18 protein-coding genes are annotated in these 20,916 nt (G+C 54.1%); 6 read left to right on the forward strand and 12 right to left on the reverse strand.

Annotated elements, in window-relative coordinates; all coding sequences use genetic code 11:
- Position 1: 1 nt before the first annotated feature.
- The 8 genes from ACXJJW_RS08045 to ACXJJW_RS08080 all read right to left on the reverse strand — a co-directional run bounded on the left by ACXJJW_RS08045 (position 2) and on the right by ACXJJW_RS08080 (position 6,515).
- Positions 2-2,029 carry a 4Fe-4S binding protein gene (locus ACXJJW_RS08045; RefSeq protein WP_456475223.1) on the reverse strand — a complete coding sequence of 676 codons (2,028 nt, stop codon included), beginning with the start codon at positions 2,027-2,029 and terminating at the stop codon, positions 2-4.
- Between the two features lie 184 nt (positions 2,030-2,213).
- Positions 2,214-3,137: a DUF169 domain-containing protein gene (locus ACXJJW_RS08050; protein ID WP_456475224.1), complete on the reverse strand. Its 924-nt coding sequence runs from the start codon at positions 3,135-3,137 to the stop codon at positions 2,214-2,216.
- 2 nt (positions 3,138-3,139) lie between these two features.
- Positions 3,140-3,385 carry a sulfurtransferase TusA family protein gene (locus ACXJJW_RS08055; RefSeq protein ID WP_456475225.1) on the reverse strand — a complete coding sequence of 82 codons (246 nt, stop codon included), beginning with the start codon at positions 3,383-3,385 and terminating at the stop codon, positions 3,140-3,142.
- Entirely contained in the window at positions 3,385-4,209 is an 825-nt protein-coding gene (locus ACXJJW_RS08060; protein WP_456475226.1) for a HesA/MoeB/ThiF family protein, read from the reverse strand. Before ACXJJW_RS08060 ends, ACXJJW_RS08055 begins: the two co-directional genes overlap by 1 nt.
- On the reverse strand, positions 4,196-4,666 hold the full coding sequence (locus ACXJJW_RS08065; protein WP_456475227.1) for a hypothetical protein: 471 nt from the start codon (positions 4,664-4,666) through the stop codon (positions 4,196-4,198). Before ACXJJW_RS08065 ends, ACXJJW_RS08060 begins: the two co-directional genes overlap by 14 nt.
- A gap of 3 nt (positions 4,667-4,669) precedes the next feature.
- The gene (locus ACXJJW_RS08070; protein WP_456475228.1) at positions 4,670-4,939 is read right to left on the reverse strand and encodes a MoaD family protein; all 270 of its coding nucleotides are present in this window, start codon (positions 4,937-4,939) and stop codon (positions 4,670-4,672) included.
- The gene (gene thrC, locus ACXJJW_RS08075) at positions 4,933-6,180 is read right to left on the reverse strand and encodes a threonine synthase (RefSeq protein ID WP_456475229.1); all 1,248 of its coding nucleotides are present in this window, start codon (positions 6,178-6,180) and stop codon (positions 4,933-4,935) included. Before thrC ends, ACXJJW_RS08070 begins: the two co-directional genes overlap by 7 nt.
- A 107-nt stretch (positions 6,181-6,287) precedes the next feature.
- A complete protein-coding gene (locus ACXJJW_RS08080; RefSeq protein ID WP_456475241.1) occupies positions 6,288-6,515 on the reverse strand; it encodes a 4Fe-4S dicluster domain-containing protein in 228 nt (75 codons plus the stop codon).
- A 134-nt stretch (positions 6,516-6,649) separates the two neighbouring features.
- Here ACXJJW_RS08080 and ACXJJW_RS08085 point away from each other — a divergent pair, with 134 nt between their 5' ends.
- Positions 6,650-6,856, forward strand: a complete 207-nt coding sequence (locus tag ACXJJW_RS08085; protein ID WP_456475230.1) for a ferredoxin — start codon at positions 6,650-6,652, stop codon at positions 6,854-6,856.
- Between the two features lie 68 nt (positions 6,857-6,924).
- On the opposite strand, the gene dsrB is transcribed toward ACXJJW_RS08085, so the two are convergent.
- Both dsrB and dsrA read right to left on the reverse strand, forming a co-directional pair.
- The gene (dsrB, locus tag ACXJJW_RS08090; RefSeq protein ID WP_456475231.1) at positions 6,925-8,037 is read right to left on the reverse strand and encodes a dissimilatory-type sulfite reductase subunit beta; all 1,113 of its coding nucleotides are present in this window, start codon (positions 8,035-8,037) and stop codon (positions 6,925-6,927) included.
- A gap of 12 nt (positions 8,038-8,049) precedes the next feature.
- Positions 8,050-9,213, reverse strand: a complete 1,164-nt coding sequence (dsrA, locus tag ACXJJW_RS08095; RefSeq protein WP_456475232.1) for a dissimilatory-type sulfite reductase subunit alpha — start codon at positions 9,211-9,213, stop codon at positions 8,050-8,052.
- A gap of 162 nt (positions 9,214-9,375) precedes the next feature.
- Between dsrA and ACXJJW_RS08100 the strand changes: the two genes are divergently transcribed.
- From ACXJJW_RS08100 to ACXJJW_RS08120, 5 genes are all read left to right on the forward strand, one after another.
- A complete protein-coding gene (locus ACXJJW_RS08100; protein ID WP_456475233.1) occupies positions 9,376-9,918 on the forward strand; it encodes a hypothetical protein in 543 nt (180 codons plus the stop codon).
- Entirely contained in the window at positions 9,915-10,892 is a 978-nt protein-coding gene (locus ACXJJW_RS08105) for a glutamyl-tRNA reductase (protein WP_456475234.1), read from the forward strand. Before ACXJJW_RS08100 ends, ACXJJW_RS08105 begins: the two co-directional genes overlap by 4 nt.
- A 3-nt stretch (positions 10,893-10,895) precedes the next feature.
- The gene (locus ACXJJW_RS08110; protein ID WP_456475235.1) at positions 10,896-11,093 is read left to right on the forward strand and encodes a hypothetical protein; all 198 of its coding nucleotides are present in this window, start codon (positions 10,896-10,898) and stop codon (positions 11,091-11,093) included.
- Between the two features lies 1 nt (position 11,094).
- Positions 11,095-11,292: a hypothetical protein gene (locus ACXJJW_RS08115; protein WP_456475236.1), complete on the forward strand. Its 198-nt coding sequence runs from the start codon at positions 11,095-11,097 to the stop codon at positions 11,290-11,292.
- Between the two features lie 240 nt (positions 11,293-11,532).
- Entirely contained in the window at positions 11,533-12,351 is an 819-nt protein-coding gene (locus ACXJJW_RS08120) for a hypothetical protein (protein ID WP_456475237.1), read from the forward strand.
- A 95-nt stretch (positions 12,352-12,446) separates the two neighbouring features.
- Here ACXJJW_RS08120 and ACXJJW_RS08125 read toward each other — a convergent pair whose 3' ends face one another.
- Entirely contained in the window at positions 12,447-13,652 is a 1,206-nt protein-coding gene (locus ACXJJW_RS08125; protein ID WP_456475238.1) for a TIGR04053 family radical SAM/SPASM domain-containing protein, read from the reverse strand.
- A gap of 37 nt (positions 13,653-13,689) precedes the next feature.
- Positions 13,690-20,868 carry an FG-GAP-like repeat-containing protein gene (locus tag ACXJJW_RS08130; RefSeq protein ID WP_456475239.1) on the reverse strand — a complete coding sequence of 2,393 codons (7,179 nt, stop codon included), beginning with the start codon at positions 20,866-20,868 and terminating at the stop codon, positions 13,690-13,692.
- Positions 20,869-20,916: the final 48 nt, after the last annotated feature.

The raw sequence follows: 20,916 nt of genomic DNA on the forward strand, positions 1-20,916 counted from the left end.
CTCAGGCTTCTGCTTTTACTTCTTCCTTTCCACCGTCTTCGCGCATTGCACTCTCAATCATCGCATATATCTGCTCATCGGTGAAGTGGCGTATCTGCATTGCTCCAGTTGGACAGGCAGCTGCACAGGCGCCGCAGCCCTTACAGATAGCCTCGTTAACCTGGGCCTTTCTGTCCACCATGGTAATCACGCCGAAATCGCAGGTGCGCTCGCATATCCTGCACCCTATGCAGAGCTCTTTGCGCACAAAGGCGACAATGGGTTCTGTTTCCACCTCGCCCTGCGCCATTGGTATCGCGGCTCTTGCAGCGGCTGCGCTGGCCTGCGCCACGGTATCAGGGATATCCTTCGGCCCCTGGCAGGTGCCTGCAAGGTATATGCCATCGGTGAGCGTATCCACCGGACGGAGCTTGGGATGTGCCTCTGCGAAGAATCCGTCGGTGCTCCTGCTCAGCCTGAGCAGGCGCTGAATCTTATCGCTGTCCTGCGCAGGCTCCATGCCCGCAGCGAGCACCACAAGGTCAAGCTCAACCTCCAGGGGTAGAGCGAGCAGTGTGTCTTCCACCCTTACTATGGGGTTCTTTGTCTTGGGGTCTTCGACTATCTCACCTGGACGACCGCGGATAAACTTAATTCCGTATTCCTCCTGCGCCTGTCGGTAGAACTCCTCGTAGCCCTTGCCGTAGGCGCGGATATCCATGTAGAACACGTAAACCTCTGCCTCGGGGTGCTTCTCCTTGTACAGGCGGGCATTCTTTATGGAGTACATACAGCACACGCGGGAGCAGTAGGGGTTGCCCACCTTCGCATCGCGAGAGCCCACACAAAGGATGAAGCCTATGCGGTGGGGCTCCTTGCCATCGCTTGGGCGAAGAAGCTTACCCCCTGTGGGGCCGCTGGCATTTACCAGCCGCTCAAATTCGAGGCCAGTGATAACATTCTCATAGCGCCCGTAGCCGTACTCGGGCTTTCTGGCGGCATCGAACTGGTCGAAGCCGGTGGCCACGACTATAGTGCCCACCTCCAGTTCAAGCACCTCATCCTTCTGATCATAGTCTATGGCCTCTGGTCCGCACACCGCCTCGCACATTCCACATCCCAAGCAGGTTTCGTCGTCTATGGTGTAAACCAGCGGCACAGCCTGCGGGAAGGGTACGTATATGGCTTTGCGCACACCCAGCCCCTGGTCAAACTCATTCGGAACCTCCACAGGGCACGCCTCGGCGCACAGCCCGCAGCCGGTGCACTTGTCGTCGAGCACCTGCCTGGCACGCTTCCTAACCTTAACCTTAAAGTTGCCTATGAAGCCGTCTACCTCCTCAACCTCGGCGTATGTGAGAATCTCAATATTCTCGTGCCTCGCGGCGTCCACCATCTTAGGCGTTAAAATGCAGGCAGAGCAGTCCATAGTCGGGAAGGTCTTGTCCAGCTGAGCCATCTTACCCCCTATGCTTGGGGTCTTCTCCACCAGGTATACCTTGAAGCCCATGTCCGCCATGTCGAGGGCGCTCTGTATACCCGCAACTCCTCCCCCGACGACAAGCGCAGCTTTCTTAACCTTCACCTTGGGCTTCTGCTGCGGCTCAAGGTAGCGCGCTCTGGCGACTGCCATCCTCGTCAGGTCCTTTGCCTTTTCAGTCGCCTCCTTCGGCTGCTTCATGTGCACCCAGGAGTCATGCTCGCGTATGTTAGCCTGCTCAAAGAGGAAGGGGTTGAGTCCTGCCTCCTCAAGGGCACGCCTGAAAGTAGGCTCATGCATCCGGGGTGAGCATGCGGCAATAACAATACGGTTTAGCTTGTGCTCCTTTATGTCATCTTTAATGAGCTGCTGCCCCGGGTCGGAGCACATGTACTTGTACTCCTTGGCAACCACAACATTTTCCAGCTTGCTCGCGTACTCGGCGACGCTCTTGACATCAACAACGCCTGCAATGTTTATACCGCAGTGACACACATAAACGCCAATCCTCGGCTCTTCCTTCTCCTGTTTTGCGGCGCCCTTCTCCGCCTTCTCCTTTCCTTCAGCCATATCCTATCCTCCTTAGCAGGGCCTCACAGCCCAAGATGCGGGTCGCGAGTAATCTCACCACAAGGACTAACCTCTTAAAGACAAATTGTCATTATTTATAATTATTAATAAAGCTTTTGGTTACCTGCAAGAAGTGATGCAACTGGAAGGATGCACCTGCCGTGGGGGTTAACAACTCTCCCATTTATCTTGCAGCGGCCTTCTTCTGAGACTCCACCTTCTCTGCCAGCTCTTCAATAAGCTCTTTTAGGCCCTTGCCGGTGCTTATCTCAAAGCCCTCGCCATCCTTGAACGTGGCGTAGAGGTCCACCCAGGAGCCGCGCCTCCTCTTCTGGAAGGGTGGCCTGGCCTCCACCTCGCCCTTCACAGGGAAGTGAATTGTTATGTACTCCACCTTGCCATTGATGTCCTTGTTCAGGTATATGCGCACATTCTGGGAGTTAACCCTGCCGAAGAAGTAGTCTATGCCCCGCTCAAAGCCGAGTTCAGAGAATGTCTGAACAATGCGCGGCGGCAGGTCGCTGGTCTTACAGCCGCAGAGTGCACCGCAGCTCTTTTCAAGCACCTGGACGCGAGCCTCAAGCTCCTTGAAAACCTCAGGGGGAGCGCCCAGAATAACCTCGCTGTCCCTGTAGTCTGCGAACATCCTCGCGCCACCGCACAGGAAGGTGACATTTGCCTTCCCGCTCTTAAGAGGCCCCGCAATAACCTCGCCGCACACTGCAATTTCGCCAGCGAACTTCGCTTCGATGCCGTGGAGGAGCGCCGCTGCCTCCATCACCTGGCGCGGATTGGCTATCATCAGCACCACGTCCGGGTCGGGAATTTCCTCAACAGGTGCGATGAGCACCGCCTTGGTCTCAGCAGGCTCAATGCGGGGCTGAAGGTCCACAAACATGGGCTCCTGAAAGCCCAGAGCGATTAGCGACTGATGGCACTCCTCATCCTCAGCGCGCATCAGTATGGTTTCACCCAGCGCCGCGCGTCTGACGAATTCACAGAATTTTCCAGGCTTCACCGGCGTGGGGTAACCCTCAGGAATCTCCTTAAACAGCTTAACACCCACGAGGTGGTATCTGCTTCCGAAATAGGCGCGTATTCTATCCATGGCTAATCCTCAAAGGCGGGAACCTCTATGTAAATCTCGTATGTCTTTTCTCCCGCCTGCTTAACCTCTAAAACCTTATATCCCTTGCCTTCCTGAGCCAGGCTTCTGGGGATGCTCTCAACCGCAGGCAGGTAGTCCACAATAACCTTAAGCTTTCCACCGCCTGCATAACCCATCTCCTCCGCCTTAATCTTTGTGTACACGAAGGTATCAGGGCACTTCTCGCCGCGTAAATCCAGGATTTCCATCAGTCCTCACCTTCCGTCACACCGGAAGCGTCGCTTCCGGGTAACACTGTGCATACCTCTTCCACGGGCTTTGGTATAAATTCCTCACCACAGGCTGAGCAGTCGCTTCGTCTGGCAACTTTAACCTTCTCGAAGCGCATCTCATCCACATTGATTATGAGAAGGCGGTTCTTGAGCCCTATTCCCAGCCCTGCAAGGTAGCGTACAGCCTCAGTCGCCTGAATCGCCCCCACAATGCCCACCACAGAGCCGAGAATACCTGCCTCACGGCAGGTGGGTATCATGCCTGCTGGCGGCGGCTCAGGGAATACGCATCTGAAGCATGCAGTCTCTCCGGGAAGGATACTCATTGCCCTGCCCTCGTACATCAGCGCGGCGCCGTGAAACAGGGGCACACGGTTGACCACGGCTGAGTCGTTTACGGCATAGCGAACAGCAAAGTTGTCTGTACCATCGACAATGGCGTCGTAGCCCTTGAAAAGCTCAAAGGCGTTATCGTAGGTTATCTTCTCATCTATTCCCTCTACCTTGATCTCCGGATTTATTTCGCCCAGGCGCTTTGCCGCAAGCTCAGCCTTTGGCTTGCCCACATCGCCGGGGGTGTACAGGAACTGTCTGTTCAGGTTGCTCAGCTCAATGCGGTCAAAGTCATAGATGTGAATCTCGCCCACGCCGGCGAGGGTCAGGTAGGTCCCGATTGGGCAGCCCAGGCCGCCGGCCCCGGTTACAGCCACCTTCGCCTTCTTTAGCCTGCCCTGTTCCTTGGTGCCGAAGTCCGGGAGGATGAGCTGCCTTGAATAGCGCTTTATCTCATTTAGATTCATTTTCTCGACTCTCCTTCAGGTAATCTTTAATCTCTCTCACGAACTGATTGCCCAGCTCCTCAATGCGGAGTTCAAACTCCTCACAGAGGGTGTCGCCCCTTCCAATGCCGGGGCAGTCCTCGGCGCAGCGAAGCTTGAGCACCAGTTCGTCTGCATAGATTATGCCGTCGAACAGGAAGGGATACATCTGGCAGGAGAGGGGCTTCGCCCCAAGTTCATGAAGCTCACAGCTCAGGTCCTCGCGCAGGAATATGCACTTCCCTGCTTTGCCCTTGAGGCGAAAAAGCCCTTTCTCGGGCTTGAGCACTGCGAAATCCTCAGGGGCTTTGCCAGTCGCCCTGGAGATGCGCTCTACTCCACGCGAAGTGATAACTCTGCCCTCAACGCAGCACTTGGCTCCACATTCGCGGTAAACGCAGGAGAAGCGCTCCACCCTGTGCGGGGAGTATATTATCACTGCTTAACCTCCGGATACTGCGGGCAGGATGCTTATGACGTCGTCCTCGCTGAGCTCTGTGTCAAGGCCCTTCTTGAAGCGCACATCCTCATTGTTGTGGAAGATGTTTATGAACTGCTTTATCTCGCCGTTCTCAATTATGCGCTCCTTGAAGCCCGGCTTCGCTCTGTCTATGTTCTCTATAATCTCGCGGATTGTTTTACCACTAGCCTTTATCTCTGGCTTACCGTCGCTGAACTTTCTCAATGGGGTTGCAAGCCTAACAGTTACCATGCGACCACCTCCTTCTCTAGCTTCTTCTCAACCAGCTCGCGAAATGCGTCCAGGTCTGGCTTTATAACCGGCGGCTTTGTCAGGTATTCTGCAAGCACATCCTGGGTCTTTAAGCCATTGCCTGTTATGTATGCCACGACGCTCTCGTCGCGGTCTATTTCGCCAGCCTCTACAAGCTTTTTAAGTGTGCCTATCACAACGCCGCCTGCAGTTTCTGTGAATATTCCCTCCGTCTTTGCCAGGAGCTTTATACCAGCAATAATCTCCGGGTCACTCGCTGAACCGGCTGTACCATGGGTCTCCTTAATCACCTTTACCGCATAGTAGCCGTCCGCGGGGTTGCCTATGGCAAGGCTCTTCTCTATGGTGTTGGGCTTAACGGGTTTAAGAGGCTCGCCCGTACGGAAGGCAGTGGTTACGGGTGAGCATCCCTCGCTCTGGGCTGCGGTTATCCTGGTGTCTGCGCTGTCTATTAACCCCAGGGTTTCAAATTCCTTCAGCCCCTTGTGTATCTTTGTGAGCAGAGAGCCGCTCGCCACAGGGATAATCGCCCTCTCAGGCGCGCGCCAGCCCAGCTGCTCCGCAACCTCGTAGCCCAGTGTCTTTGAGCCCTCAGAGTAGAAGGGCCTCAGATTTATGTTCACAAATCCCCAGTTGTAGTAGCCAGCGATCTCTGTGCACAGCCTGTTAACGTCGTCGTAGTTGCCCTCCACACTTATAAGGTTTGGGTCGTAGGCGAGGGTCTGGATTATCTTCCCGAGGTTGAGGTTCGCTGGAATAAAGATGTAGCAGTTCAGCTTCGCCTTTGCAGCATGCGCAGCGACGCTGTTCGCCAGGTTGCCAGTCGAGGCACAGCCCACTGTATCGAAGCCGAACTCTATTGCCTTGCTCACCGCCACGCTCACAACGCGGTCCTTGAATGAGAAGGTCGGATTTACGGAGTCATTCTTTATGTACAGCTCCTTTAGACCGAGAGCTTCCGCTAAATTATCAGCGCGGTGGAGCGGTGTGAAGCCAGCATGGAGGTCGATTATGTTGGAATCCTTCTCCACAGGCAGAAGCTCGCGGTAGCGCCACAGCGTATGCGGGCGCTTCGTAATCTCAGCCCTGCTCAGCTTCTCCTTTATCTCCTCGTAGTTGTACTCTGCTTCAAGCGGACCAAAGCACTCTTCGCAGATGCTTACCGGCTCTACGGGATAGCGCTTTCCGCAGTTTCTGCACTTTAGATTAATGACCGTCATGACATCACCTTCCAGAATACAGATATGTAACAATATATATAATTTTCGGTAAAACTTATTACCAAAGGTAATATCTGGGGAAAAATAGAGAAAAGGAAGGCCCCTGCTCAGCAGGAGCCATGCGAGATTGCACCCTCAGGGCACGCCTCTACGCAGGCACAGCACTCCACGCAGTCGTCGGCGTTTATCACTGTGCACTTGCCGTCGTCGTTCAGCTCATAAACCGCCGACGGACAGCTGTCAATGCAGGTTCCACAGCCAACGCACTTGTCTTCGTCTATAGTTATGTCCACCATTCTTTTAACCTCCGATTCTTCAGGGTTATCGCTGCTTATTTAAACTTTTTGGTAACCCCGCAGAGTGCGAGGCGCCTAAGCCCGAAGGATTAACAAGTTAAAACACACCATAACAATAAATTTAAATATGTTAAACTAAAGCTATGCTTGGAAAATTGAAAGGAGGCTAAGTAATGGTGGATATAGAGATTGACCTCGATGCATGTGTGGGTTGTGGAACCTGCGAATCACTGTGCCCAAGCACCTTCCAGCTCCAGGACGACAAGAGCTATGTAATAGGCGACGGCGAAGACTGCGACCTGGAGGAAGTAGTAAACAGCTGCCCCACAAGTGCAATAATCGTCGAGGGCATAGGCTCTGCAGAGAGAAAGCAGGTGTAAATACTTCCGCCCTCTTTTTTAATTTTTATTAAAATTAGCTTTAAAAATAAAAGGAGGAGGGGTGGGCCTCAGGAGAACTTCTTTAGCTCCTTGCCCTTAACGCGAGCGCCCGCATTCATGTCGCGGATGTTAAAGATGTAGTCGTCGATGTGCTTGTGGGTGAACTCTATTCCAGTGCGCTCAAAGAACTCTGTCCAGCCGATGCGCTCTATCCACTCGCCCATCCTTTCGTCCGGCTTTGCGTCGCTGGCCCAGGCTTCGACTATCTTCTTAACAGTCTCCACCACCTCCGGCCAGCGGGGTGGGTTGTTGGGTATGAAGGGCACCGCCAGACGGGAGAATGCCGGGCCACCTCTTGTATTTGAGATTTTACCGCCTACCCAGATGGATACGCCGTCGTTCTTGGGGTCTGCCAGAGGTGTGCCAGGACAGAGACCGTAGCATATACCGCAGTACATGCACTTCTCGCCGTCTATTGTTATGCTCCTCAGGGTGGTGCCGTCCTCCTTCTTTATCATCTTGGGCTTTATCGCATAGGTTGGGCACGCGGCGATCATGCTTGGAATCTCGCAGGCCTTGCTGACGACTTCGTCAAGAACTGTCGGCGGGCGGCGGTGAACTCCAAGTATGGCGATGTCTGAGCAGTGCACTGCGCCGCACATGTTGAGGCAGCCCGAGACGGCTATGGTGAGGCGCGTGGGGAGCTTCTCGCTAACAAAGTAGTCGTAGAGCTCGTCCATGAGCACCTTCTGCAGACCGGGTGAATCCGTCGCCGGCGTGTGGCAGTGCACCCAGCCGGTGCATGCTACTATGCTGCGCACTGTCCTGCCGGTACCGCCTACCGGCAGTCCAAGCTCTGCAAGCTCCCTCTTCAGGGGCTCCACGTTGTCCTTGCTGTCCAGAATGAACTCGATGCTGTGGCGAGATGTGAAGCGCAGACAGCCGCTGGCGTACTTATCCGCCAGGTCGCACAGCTTGAGCACAGTCTCGCTGGCGATAAACTTGGGCTGTCCAGTACGGATGGTATATGCCTCCTCACCGCTCTCGCTCACATGCTTGTAAACACCCGGCTCAAGTTCCTCATGGTACTTCCACTTACCGTAGTTGCGCTTAACCACGGGGGGAAGCATCTCCTTATAATCCGGTGGACCAAAGTCCAGTTCGTCAAAGGGAATCGCCATCTTTTCCACCTCCTAATCAACCTGCACCTCGCCCGGGAAGTAGAACCAGAAGGGGTTGTTCCTGGGCGCCTTCACCATAGTTGGGAGTGGCTCAAGTCCGACTTCGTTCAGGAATTTGCCGGCACCAATGCGGTATATGGTTTCGCCGATTCTCTCCTTTGCTCTGCCGTTCTCGTCCCACCAGTTCAGGAGCTTGTATATCAGCTCCTTCAGCTCAGCGTATGGCGGCTCCACCTTCATAAAGGGTATCAGTGTCCACGCCAGGAAGGCGCCATAGCGACCGCGAGCGCGTCCACCGACGAGTATTGTGGCGCCCCTGTCGTCACCCGGCGAGAGTGCCTTGGGCATCTTCTGCAAGCAGTACATGCAGCGCACACACTCGTCGTTGTTTATCTTCAGCTCATTGCCATCCCAGCTCATCGCATTTGTGGGGCAGTTGGCAACAATGTACTCCACGTCCACCTCGTCGCCTTTGGCGTAGTTCTTTACTTCCTCCTGGTCGATTTTTATGTCGTCGCGCCAGGTGCCCATAACAACAAAGTCTGCTCTGGGCACGCCTGCAACGCAGTCGGTGGGACAACCAGAGATTTTCAGCTTGAACTTGTAGGGGAAGCGCGGACGGTGCATGTCGTTGAGTATCTCTTCGTCGCTCATCATGGTGTGGTATATGTCGTTGGTGTCGATGCACGCCATCTCACAGCGCGCAGGGCCGATGCAGTTGCTCGCAGTGCGGAAGTCGCCGGCGCTGCCGCCGATATCCCAGTGTTCCTTTGCCGCCTCATCGAAGAAGGGTTCAATGTTTTCTGTGGGTATTCCCACCACCTGCAGGTCTCCAGTAGCGCCGTGGAAGTTCATTAAACCTGAGCCGTACTTGTTCCAGAGTTCGACAAGTTTACGTAGCTTTTGTGTGCTGTAGAACCACCCGGCAGGCTGGATGAACCTTATTGTATGGGCATCTGCAAGTATCTCACGCTTGTCAGAGACCCTGCCAATAACACCAGCGTCATAGCCGGGAACACCCACCATACCGCCGTGCGTCCAGTGGGTTACCTTATCTTCGTAGTTCAACTCATAGAGCTTGAGAAGACCCTCGTAGCCCGTCTTTTTAATCTCTTTAACTATGCTGGGCCACGGCCCCTTTTCAAGCTCATCCAGAAGGGGGGTTTCCGATGCCACCTCATTTCACCTCCTGCCTTAATTACTGCAAAACATACATACCTCAGGTGAATTGATTAAAGTTTTTTTTAGTATATATAATTTATTAAAGTGTGCAAAACCACCCACAACCGCGCACAATTTTACCCTCGTTAGGCTATACTTGCTAAGGGTGTGGTTTTTATGGATAAGAAGGATTTTCTGGAGAGGTTCTGCCTGGATGAGGAGGATAAGCATAAGCGGGCGGAGCGCATCAGCAAGGGCATGGTGCGCTATGAGCGCAAGAAGAATGTCATATTCACATTTAAAGACAGTGTTGCAAAAATTGACCTTTGCGAGGTTTGCAGACATCCCAAGGGCATGACCTACACCCTCTGCGAGGTTCTGCCGAGCTTTGAGGGTGCGGATGTATCTGCGATGCTCATGGAGGCGAAGGAGAAGGCGGAGGTTTTCTGCAGGAGTGAGGGTCCAAGGGCGCAGTGTATAATCAATATAGTAATACCCCCTGAGCCAGGGATGATTATGGAGCTTGGAGAACACCTCGCTGAGATGACGATGCTTGGCAACTTTGCAGTTACTGTGTACGACACAAAGAGCGGTAAGATGGGGATGCTCGTTATAGATGAGAGCTTCCTCTCAGAGCTGCGGGAGGACCCTGACTACGAGGAGATGAGCGACGCTGAGATTTTCGCGAATTTTATGATGAATTACGCCGACCTGCTATGACTCTGACCTGCCTCTCCCTGCATCACATAAAAACCAGCTATAAAAACTTCTCCCGGGTGAGATTTTCCTCTCCCAGCGAATTCTATGAGGCAACTCTCCACCTTGGCGAGCGGGTGCTCTTCCAGACGGGCACCAGGGTGGAGGTTTACACCACCGGAGATTCAACTCCTGCTATTCTGGAGGCACTCTCACACCACAGTGGCATCGCAGAGGAGGAGCTCTCAGAGCTGTTTAGGGTTTACACAGCCAGGGAAGCGGCGGAGCACCTCTTTCGCCTTGCGTGCTGCATAGAGTCCCGTGTGCTTGGCGAAACCTACATCCCCTGGCAGGTCGAAGAGGCGCTTGTGCAGGCGAAGGCAGCGCATGCCGCTGGCAATGCGCTGGAGAAGCTTTTCGGCGCTGCGATGCTTGCAAGCAAAAGAGCACGCGAGGAGACGGGCATAGCCGGAGGCGACCTCCACCTCAGAGCTATGGAGGCGCTTAACGCAGCGACAGGGCTTGAGGGCAAAAGGCTTTTGCTTTACGGCGCAGGCTTAACCGGCAGGAAGGTTGCGATGCTGGCGAAGCAGGAGGGCGCAAGCATTGCCGTGCTGAACCGCAACCATGACATAGCGCTGCGATGCGCCCGTGAGGTTGGCGCGGTGGCAGTGGAGTACGATAGGCGATACGCTGCACTGGGCGATGCCGACATTCTCCTCTGTGCCACTCTGGCGTCGCACTACCGCATTACCCCAGAGCTTCTCTCGGCGGTTAAGCTGGAGAAGCGTCTTGTGATTCTTGACGTCTCACCCTTCAGGAACGTCTCACCGGAGGTGGCGAAGCTGGGTTATGTCACCCTTGTGAACGGCGAGGTGGCGGAGGCTGTGGAGGAGCACCTCGCTGCCATGCGTGCACATGTACCCGAGGTGGAGGCGATACTGGCAGAGGAGCTGGCAAAGCTTGAGGCTGAGCTTCCCGAGCTCTTTGAGGTGTGATAAATGCCCTACATAGCACTTGAGCTTGGCGATGAGGAACTGGAGCATGCGAAGCTTGTGCTTGGCGACGCCTGCAAGAGCTGCGAGGTAAATATAGAGGGCAGGCCTGAGAAGGGCGTGCTGCTGTCGGAGAGGACTCCCAGGAACCTCTACGCCCTCCTCGCAATCTACATGCAGAACCGCGTTGACTGGAGGCGATGAGATGGGCTATGTGCTCCTCGAGGTGAGCGACAATGCAATACATTCTATAGAGGCGCTGCTAAAGGGAAGTTTCCGCAGGCTCAGCGTGGAGTGCTCCTCCCTGCAGGAGGGTGAGGAGATGCTGGTTTTTGAAGAAAGGCTCGGCGCTGGCGACTACCACCTGCTCCAGTCGATACTTGTGCAGGATTTGGAGTGGTGAGTTTTTAGTGGGAACTTCGGCACATTGTGATGAAATAAGATATTTTCCAAATCTGCAGAGGTCTTCTAATATGTTTAGAATTTACATGTTGTAATATCCCTAAAAGGATATAAGGAAGAAAACGTTATAAGATTTATCAAATATCATATAAACAGATGACATAATGCGAAGATAGAATACGACCATTGATTAACCGTTGGTGTAAAGAGTTATCAGTGTGGAGGTGAACTTTAATTCAAAATGAAATACAAACAGAAAATTCTAACTCTTGTTAGATGGGAAACAATATTATTTATTGGGGGTTTCCTTCTTTTGGTTGGTCTTATATTTGAAGTTAAAGAATTGGAATTTCATAAATATGATTTTAGTTTTGAAGCTGAACCTTCTACTGTAATGTTTAGTGACTTCCAAATATATTATGATTTTACTAAAAAGAATGGCAAAATGTCATTTGAGATAGGCGGCACATATAAGTTGGAAAGAATTGAGATTGGATTGCCAAAAGAACTATCCATAAAGAAAATTATTTGGATAAATGGCACTAGAAAACGCAATGCTTATCAATTTAAAGAGAACCAAGATTACAGAATAGAGGAAATCATGGGATATAATAAAAAGAAATATCTCATTCACAGCTTAGATAGCAATAAAAAAAGCGATTGGACTTACATGGAGATATCTTTAAATGGAACGATATATCCAAATGCGGAATTCATGTTTACTCCTGCAGGTAATAAAATTTTGCCTCCTACTGGAGACGAAAATGGGGCATTCTTCAAGTTTTATTTAGGAACAAGGGATTTTGTTTGTGATAACATTAAATGTTTCGAGAGTTTTAGACCCGATGAGCTGGTTGACCATTATTATAATAATACTCTCCGTATTTCTACGGTAAAGATGTTAGAGGGATGGGAAAATGTGGGACATCATATTTTTACTTTGAATTACAACAAAAAAGTGAGATGGTTTGCAGAACTTCTTAGGAATATAGGACTTGGAATTGTTTTTATTGCAATTGGTATGTTGCTAGAATCCTTAAAAAATAAAAAGAAAAATTAAAAAGGAGGATACCTTAAATTTCAATAGGTTATAACAGTTATAATCTCAAAACTAACATCTGTATTTTGGCTAAAGTGTGTGCCCACCAATAAAAACTAACCAATCCGCCTCGAAAAATTAGTAACCCTGAGCTCCTGCAGTATCGCCTCTTTGTCCACGTCGGGAAGCTCCACTTTGCCGGGTTCATAGGCGCAGTAGGGATCCTCCGCCAGGTAGTCCCCGGTTACAGCATAGGCACGCGAGCGGGAGCCCCTGCATATATCGTTGAACTCGCACACTCCGCACCGTCCCTTGAGCTTCGACGCATCGTTAAGCTCCCTGAGCACCTCTGAGCCCGAGTATATCTCCTGAAGCGTCTCCTCGCGGACATTGCCCAGCGTAACCGGCATGAAGCTGCTGGGATATACCTCACCCCTGTGCGCCACAAATATTCCCTTGCCGAAGAGCTTCCTGTCCTTGGGCTTATAGCTGCCCCCTGCCTCAACCTCGTGCACCTCCACACCGTGGGTTAGCTGCTCCAGCTTTTGCCTCAGATACGAATACAGCTCCCCCTGCATCACCGCGCCTTCGTCGAGCATGCCCTCTTCCACAAGGCGGCGCATAACGGCGACGCGACGGTAGGGCTCGCTTCCTGCGATGGCATTCACTGTTATAAGCGGCAGGCGCATTACGTCGTAGACGAAGTTGAATACATCCTCATACTCTGCCGGCGAAAGTGCGAGCTCCTCCCTTGCCCTGCCGGTGGGGATGAGCATGTACAGGTACCAGCCTACTGCTCCCAGCTTTTTTGCGAGAAACATTATCTCAGGAAGCTGGCGCACATTGTAGCGCGTCACCGTCGTGAGCAATCGGAAGGGTAAGCGAAGCTCTCGCATTATCTGCGTCGCCCTGACCAGTCTTTCAAAGGTGCCCGGCACTCCGCGAAAGCTGTCGTGCTGCTCCGGCGTGGCGCCGTCTATGCTCATTGCCACAACGTCACAGCCTGCGCGCTTAAGCTTCTGTATATTTTCCCTGTTTAGCAAAGGTGTGGTGCTGGGTGCTATTGTCACAGTTAGGCCCGCGTCCTTGGCGTAGCCTATCAGGTCGAAGATGTCCTCCCGCCTCAGAGCATTGCCGCCTGTGATGCGCAGTACAGGGTAGGGTTTGCGGAAGGCGGCAATCTGGTCGATAAAGGCATAGCTCTCCTCGGTAGAAAGCTCCCGCGGGTCTCGCTCTGCGCGCGCACTCGCCTTGCAGTGCTTGCAGGCCAAGCCGCAGGCTATTGTGGACTCCCACATCACAGAAACTGGCTTAAGGGGCATTCAACTACAGAAGAAGCGTAACGAGGTAAAGGCTTCATCAGCGGGCAGGCTTCTCTTTTATTTTTGTCCTTGTAGGTATGGCATACTCCACACCGCTGATCCATAGCCTGACCTCATTCTGATGAATGCTGCCGTTGAAGGGCACTTCCGATTTCTTCCTGTGCTTCACCCAGGCATCTCCTGCTATATAGAAGGCGCCGTCACAGTCCCTATATAACGTGTCTATCTTGCCCTTAATCGGCTTGTTTCCCTTCTCCTTAAGCACAAACTCGCCCTTAGCCCTGCCCTTCTTCCACTTCGCCTCCAGCTCAAATTTTATGTCTCCACGCTTGCGGTGCATATGCCGGTTCTTACTATGCTTCTCATCCTCTTCCGCCTTCTCAGCTTTAGCCTTAATCTTCACCTCACCCCTCGCAACCGCTAGCGAGAAATTGTTCCATGCCTCGCCTCCTGCGCCAAAGGCATGCAGGGAGAGGTTGAGCTCTCCAGGCTCAAAGGGTCCCACACATGCGGTGGCGTAGCCGTCGGTGAGGTTCATGGATAGAGTGAGGTTCTCCAAGTGCAGGTGTACCCCAGCAATGTCGCCGCTTACCATAGAGCGCAACTCAAACTGCATATAGTCGCCCACCAGCGTGGGGTACTTCACACTGACAAAGGAGGGTGGCGCGTATGGTGCGGGCATGACATAAAAGACCTGCTCCACTCTTGACCCGCCTATTGCAGCAGCCACCCTGTAAGTGCCCTTCGCCGCACCGGTAAAGATGAATCTCTCCATACCCAGTCCCGAGTAATTCAGCTCTCTGCTAGAAAAGAACACTCTCTCACCAGTGGCGTTATATACCTCCACGATGAGCGTTTCTCCGGGTGCTGAGAACACCTCCGCGAGAACCTCCAAAGCCTCACCCTCAACGTATGCCGTCTTCGAGGTGCCCACCTGAAGCACCGCCCCTCCGGCGATATGGAAGAACTCCACTGCCGACATCAGCGTCAGAGGAGCGCAGGTATCACAGGCGGTGCGCGTGTTTATGGCGTAGACCATGACGCCAACCCCAGACACGTCGCCTGCGGTAAAGTTTAGGGACACTTCCTTCCTCTCTCCGGGAGTCAGAGTAAGCGGAGCTGAGGCGATGGAAGCTAAGGCGTAGGCGCCGTCGAAGGCGTAGCCACTCAAATTCCCATCTATTGGGAGGGCGCCGTTATTCTCAACCTCAAGCACCAGCGTGCCCTCCTCTCCTGGGGAAAAGGTTGCCCCGCTGAGTCTAGCTTCCAGTATCCTGGTGGAGTAGCCGAGCACGTCGAAGGCGACGCTTCCAAGTTCTGTGAAGTTACCAGAGGTGAACTCGTACTCAACGCTGTAGCTGCCGGTGCTCAGGTTGAGCGGCAGATTAAAGGTGTAGTTCCTCTCACCGGCGGTGACGTTTTCTTCCAGGACAATAAAGGGCGAGCGCAGCACCACTCTGCCCGGGCGTGAGAATTCGGCCAGAAGGGTGACGTTCTCTCCCGGGCGGTAGAGGTCTCTCTCCGGGCGAAGAAAGATAGCCTCGCTCCTAACTCTCACCTGCACCGCCCCCAGGAGGAGAGCCCTGCCGCTCTCCTGGTAGATTCCGTAGAAGAGCCTATCGCTCCGCTCAGGTGCCGTGAAAGTGATGGTGATGTTCCGCTGCTCGCCGGCGCTGAGGTTGAAGCGGACAGTCTCTTCCGCTTCGCCGAGCCTCGCCCTTAGCCAGGCGCCGGTGAGTGCTCTGGGGGCGAGGTTCTCCACCCGGAAGGTGGCGAGTACGCTCTCGTTGGGCAGGTAGCCTGTCCTGTTCAGCACCACGCCCACGCTTATGTTTGCGCCCACCACGGAGAAGGGCAGCTCTCCGCTTGCGTTGTGCAGGCGCCAGGTGAGGACGTACTCTCCAGCCGGGAGGTCTTCCGGCAGGAGAATGCTTAAGGTGAGGTTCTTTTCCTCCATGGGCTCAACCCACGCCAGGGTGCTCGCCTGAGCGACGCCAGGAAGCTCCGCTGTCAGGTTGAACTCCTCACCCGTGCCCCCGGCGTTGCGCACCGCAATGCTGAGCGTGAGGTTCTCACCTGCGGAGTAGCTGCCCCTGTCCAGCGCTACCGAGAGCACCTCACGCACAGCTGGGGGTACAGCAAATTCGCCATCATAGCTCTCCACAACCTTTCCGCCCCTGAGCACCTCAACTCTAAGCGAGTGGTTGCCAGCCGGCACGTGCCTCACGGGTATGCTCAGGGCAAGGAGGCGCTCCTTCAGCGGGGAGAGGTTGAGGGCGAAAGACTGCGAGTAGAAGCGCGTGCTCATCCTGAGCTCGCCATGGAAGGGATATGCGCCTGAATTCAGGACGCTGGTGTTCAGGTGCAGCACGCCCCTAGCCTCTGCGGAGTGGCTCACGTTCAGGCTTATGCTCTCCGGCTCCGCAACCTTGAGCAGGAGGCCGCCCTCCTCAAAGGGCGTGGAGTAGCGCAGCAGGTGCTCACCCGCGGGGAGGTTGAAAGCAACACTGGCGTTGCCGCTGGTGTTGACCGGAAGATGTAAAAGGCGCGTTGTGCTGACGTTGCTGAGAGTGAAATTCACCTGCAGGTCGAGAGGAACCTCGCCAGTATTCACTACATAGAAGGGGACCTCTACCATTCCTTCCTGGTACACCTTCGCAGCGACGACTTTCACACTGGCATTTTTGCTCAGGTAGAGCACATCCTTTTGAAGATGTGCACTCACGTCGCCGGAAATGAGCACGTCTATGGTTGTGCTCCTGTTTATCGTGAGCTGCTCGGTTACCTGGGTAGCATGTCCTGCGGGCAGAAGCAGGGTACGGCTGCGGTTCTCTATGCTGATGATCAGGTCCGCATCCACCTCTCCGATGTTCTCTAGCAGAATGCTTACATTGAAGCTCTCGTCACTCACACTCTCTGGGGCGAAGAGCTCAGCATTAACATTCGGCTTCTTTACCTCCACAAGCTGCGCCACAGCTGTGCCGTCAACGCTCGCTTCGAGGGTGAAGGACTCACCCGCGATGATGGATATAGAATAGCCGCGTGTCTCATTCGGAGCCAGAGGAAAGCTCTCCTCGTAAATCGGTTCTCCATCCCTCTTAATAATTAAGGTCATATTTTCAGCGGATATGGCTGCGAGGTTGACCACTTCGCCCGAGATGTTCACCTCCTCACCAGGCTTGTAGAGCCGCTTGTCAGTCTCAAGAGTGGTGTAGAGCCTCTTGCCAACCACATAGAAGGAGTCCAAATTTTTGGTGATGAGCTGAGAGGTGTTGGAGTAGAGCGAAGATATCAGATAGTATTTGCCCGTGAAGTTCATCGCCCCCGCCCTACTCAGAAACTCTGCACTTTCCGCTATGCTGACGGTGAGGTTCTTCTCCCACACCACTCCACCAGGAGGTATCTCCTCGGCATAATCCAGAAGGTAGAGCATACCGTCTTCTGAACCCACTACCACCTCTACCATGCCATCACTGTCAACGTCGGCTATAGCTGGCGAGGATACGCCGAAAATGGGCAGCGACCACAGCGCGCTCCCATCCTCGCCGTTGATGGCGTAGACGGTTTCAGCAGAGCGCTTTGACCCTCCGGCGTCCATCACAATTACCTCGGCTCTGCCGTCACCGTCGATGTCGGCTATCGCAGGCGAGGATATAACCTCACCAAGCGTGGGGAAGCTCCATTCCACCATGCCTATGGCTCCGTCAATTGAAAGGATTATGTCACTGCCCAAGCCGGTCTCAGGTAAACCCGCTTCTACGCCTCCAATGACCACCTCCACCTCGCCATCACCATCTACGTCAGCCACGGCCGGCGAGGATGTGGTCCTAATCCTGAGATTCCAGAGGGGAGTGCCGTCGTGGTTGAAAGCGTAAACTCCTTTGGCGGTTCCAAAGACCACCTCGAGCATCTCGTCTCCATCTATGTCAACAACAGCAGGCGTTGAAATCAGAATCTGACCGGCAAAGGAATGATTCCACAGTAGCGAGCCATTGTTTTTGAGGACGTAGATTCTGGGCTGTCTGAAATTGGAGACGGCAATTATTTCAAGTTCACCATCGCCGTCTATATCGGCTAACGCAGGAGCCGCCTGATATAAAAATCCACCGATATTGGAGTTGTTCCATCTCTGGCTCCCGTCCTCGCCGCTGAGCACGTAGAGCGCATCATTGCCTTGGGCCACTACCTCAAGCTTGCCATCGCCTTCTAAATCTGCAACCGCGGTAGAGGCTGCGCCAAAGAGTGCTACGGAAAACCATTTTAATGTGCCATTGAGTGCGTCGATGACATACACCCCCGCACAGCCGTGAGTTACAATCTCCATCCTGCTATCCCTATCCACATCTGCTATGACCGGGGATGAAATAAAGTTGCATAAGCTTGTGTTCCAGAGAATACTTCCATTGTGGTTCAGCACGTAGATGCCCATCCAGGTGGTGAATACCACCTCCGCTTTACCATCACCGTCTACATCTGCAATTGCTGGCGAGGAGTATATGGGCCCACCCACGTTGAAGCTCCACTTCACCGCGGCGCTCCTCATCTCTCCTATAGCGCGCGTGCTCCCGCTTCTCTGCACGTCGTGGCGGAACATGGGCCAACTCTCCCCTGCGCCGGGTACACCGGCTCTGACTATCTTAAGGTTGAGGGTTGCATTCTCTATGGCTCCGTCGAGGTTCACCACGCTGGTGTTTATCAGCGGTGCCTCATCCAGGAAGTACGCTGGCTTATCCGTAACAGAGTCGATGCTTGCGTTGAGCCCGCGTATCCACAGGACCTCTTCCAGAGCGGTGCTCTCGTTTGTGCGCAGGTTTTTCAGGAAGGCGTGCAGCACGTAGCTTCCATTTACGGCGCCACTGGGTATCGCAAGGGCGTGCAGCACCGTGCTTCCCGCTCTCAGCGTGCCCTCATAGCCAGCCTCCGCAAGCACTTTGCCATAGGGACCAAAGAGCCTCACAGCAAGTGCATAGCCGGCATCCACGCCACCGGTGTTGCTCAGGTTGAGCACAACGCTGCCGCCGGCGGAGAGGTTGCTTTCCGCAAGCGCAAAGCTGAGCCTCGATTCAGGGATGTGGAAGGGAGCAACCTTTGTGACACTGCTTCCACCTCTCAGTGCGGCGGTGGCAACAACTTCGTAGTAGCCGGGCTCGGCTTCTACTGGCAGGGGGACGCTGAGATTCCACACATAGCTCTCTCCAGGAGTTAAGTTGAGAGGCAGCGAGTAGGAGAGGTTCAGCTCTGGCATGGCCAGCGTGAGGTTGAGCTCCTGAAGGAACCTGCCGGTGTTGAAAGTGGCAACGTTCAGATTAACAGCCTCGCGCACGCGGTAGCCGGGCTTCTCCAGGCTCAGCATGAGGGTGTTGCGGTTGGGGATAAAAATCACACCCGAGGTGTTTCCTCCATAACTCAGATTGTACCGCAGCCAGTAGGCGCCGAATTTGAGTTCTGAAATAGATGCGGTCAGATTCACCGCCCTGGTGCCGTTGACAACGATGTCGAAAATCTCCTCCCCATACCACACGAGTGCATTGCCAGAGTCGAGCAGCTCCGCGCTTAAGGTGGCGTTCCTCACAGCCACCCTGCCGATGTTGTTCAGGTCAAAGGCTATGGTGTTGTTGCCTATTTTGAGCACAGGTATTGTGATGTTTTCAACCGCCATACTGAGCGGAAACTCAAAGGAGGTGCGCGGTGTTGCAGTGGAGTAGGTGTAGCCGTTCACCAGCACCGGAGTTTCGACCTCCACCATGTACCTGCCGGGAACAGGCATCTGGGGCATAGTGTAATTGAAAACTTCGCTTTTTGCCTCTGCCCTGCTGAAGGAGAGGCTGAGATTCCGCCTCAGCACCACCTCGCCCAGGGGGTTGACCACTGTAACGTTCAGCTCAGCGCTGTCCAGCCTGGCATTCCTCAAGTTACGGACGGTTACGCTTATGGTAACGTTCTCCAAGCGGTCGTACCAGCTCCTGTCAGTTTCGACGTAAACTGAGAGGGCGGGAGGATATACGGTGATCCAGCTATCCCTTCCACCCACGGTGGTGTAGTTCTCATATACCCGCACCCTGAGGACATCCCTGTATCCTCCAAACCACCCAGAGTAGGCACCATTAGTTACCTCGTAGGCTACGGGTATGGTGTAGTTGCCCTTCGCAGGCAGGGTAACGTTTATCCTCTGCGGATTTTCGGTAAACCTGGGCAGGTTGTGCACAAAGCCGTAGGCAACCTCCACCTCCCGCGGAACATCCCGGGAATTTTCGATGGTGATGTTGAAGCGCGCAACGCTGCCCCTAACGTAGCTCTCTGCCTGAGGTTCAACGAGGACCCTGTCCCTGTAGAGGTAGCCGATGGAGCTAACAGCAAACCTCGCACTCTCGTAGGTTACCTGCGTTACGTTGCCGGAGGCGTCGACCAGCGCGTAGTCCACCCAGTAGATTCCCGTCTCCTCTGGCAGCAGGTACTCGAACTCCACGCTCCTGCTCTCGCCAGGAGCAAGACTGAGGTCCATGCTCACGTTGGCGAGGATGCTCTTCTCAGGGTTGACGAGGGTGAACACCACCTCGCGAGCGGAGACGTTGCCCCTGTTGGTCACATTAACCGGAATCCTCGCGATGTCGCCGGGAGCATACTCGGGAAGTACCTCAGGGCTCTTCGCCCAGGCGAGGAGGTCCCTCACGAGGGCCACCTCGCTCCGAGCCGCCTGGCCATTGGCGAAGGCCCAGTCGGAGTACATGGTTGTGGCTACAACCCTGCCCCTGCCGTAGCGGTACTCTATCATTACAGGCCACCTGGTGTCGCGCTTGGTCATGAGTATCCTGGCATTCTCGGGCCAGGAGGTAAAGTAGCCGTCGATGTTCGCCCCGACCCTGAGCGAACTCTGTCCCGCAAAGGCAGGGTGGTGATGGCTTATCTCCACAGTACCCCAGGTGCAGCTTATGTCCTCCGCCCAGCCGTAGCCACTCAGCTCGCCCCCGGGTAAGGCTCTGTATTCATACCCACGCTGCTGGGCGAAGACGATGAGCACACCACCCTCGGCGACGAACTTCTCGAGCTTGGCTTTGAATATCTCGTCGCTGTCTAAACCGTACAATCCGCCAGTGGGGATGACCAACGCCTTCATGTACTCCGGTGAGTCTAAATCGCCTGCGCCCACATCCGGGTAGTACTCCCTTAAGTTCTCAAGGAGCTTGATGGTGTTGACATAGTAGCCATTACGCAGCACCCAGCCGTCGAAGGCTCGCTCCCAGGCTTTGATGAGCTCCTCCTGGGA

This window comes from Candidatus Pyrohabitans sp. (genome assembly GCF_054014795.1).

What these genes read in the sequence shown, in the direction of transcription:
- dsrB (WP_456475231.1), bottom strand. Translation starts at nt 8,037, where the DNA reads ATGGCGATTCCCTTTGACGAACTGGACTTTGGTCCACCGGATTATAAG.
- ACXJJW_RS08055 (WP_456475225.1), bottom strand. Translation starts at nt 3,385, where the DNA reads ATGGAAATCCTGGATTTACGCGGCGAGAAGTGCCCTGATACCTTCGTG.
- ACXJJW_RS08070 (WP_456475228.1), bottom strand. Translation starts at nt 4,939, where the DNA reads ATGGTAACTGTTAGGCTTGCAACCCCATTGAGAAAGTTCAGCGACGGT.
- ACXJJW_RS08100 (WP_456475233.1), top strand. Translation starts at nt 9,376, where the DNA reads ATGGATAAGAAGGATTTTCTGGAGAGGTTCTGCCTGGATGAGGAGGAT.
- ACXJJW_RS08105 (WP_456475234.1), top strand. Translation starts at nt 9,915, where the DNA reads ATGACTCTGACCTGCCTCTCCCTGCATCACATAAAAACCAGCTATAAA.
- ACXJJW_RS08125 (WP_456475238.1), bottom strand. Translation starts at nt 13,652, where the DNA reads ATGCCCCTTAAGCCAGTTTCTGTGATGTGGGAGTCCACAATAGCCTGC.
- ACXJJW_RS08110 (WP_456475235.1), top strand. Translation starts at nt 10,896, where the DNA reads ATGCCCTACATAGCACTTGAGCTTGGCGATGAGGAACTGGAGCATGCG.
- thrC (WP_456475229.1), bottom strand. Translation starts at nt 6,180, where the DNA reads ATGACGGTCATTAATCTAAAGTGCAGAAACTGCGGAAAGCGCTATCCC.
- ACXJJW_RS08085 (WP_456475230.1), top strand. Translation starts at nt 6,650, where the DNA reads ATGGTGGATATAGAGATTGACCTCGATGCATGTGTGGGTTGTGGAACC.
- ACXJJW_RS08120 (WP_456475237.1), top strand. Translation starts at nt 11,533, where the DNA reads ATGAAATACAAACAGAAAATTCTAACTCTTGTTAGATGGGAAACAATA.
- ACXJJW_RS08115 (WP_456475236.1), top strand. Translation starts at nt 11,095, where the DNA reads ATGGGCTATGTGCTCCTCGAGGTGAGCGACAATGCAATACATTCTATA.
- ACXJJW_RS08050 (WP_456475224.1), bottom strand. Translation starts at nt 3,137, where the DNA reads ATGGATAGAATACGCGCCTATTTCGGAAGCAGATACCACCTCGTGGGT.
- ACXJJW_RS08045 (WP_456475223.1), bottom strand. Translation starts at nt 2,029, where the DNA reads ATGGCTGAAGGAAAGGAGAAGGCGGAGAAGGGCGCCGCAAAACAGGAG.
- ACXJJW_RS08060 (WP_456475226.1), bottom strand. Translation starts at nt 4,209, where the DNA reads ATGAATCTAAATGAGATAAAGCGCTATTCAAGGCAGCTCATCCTCCCG.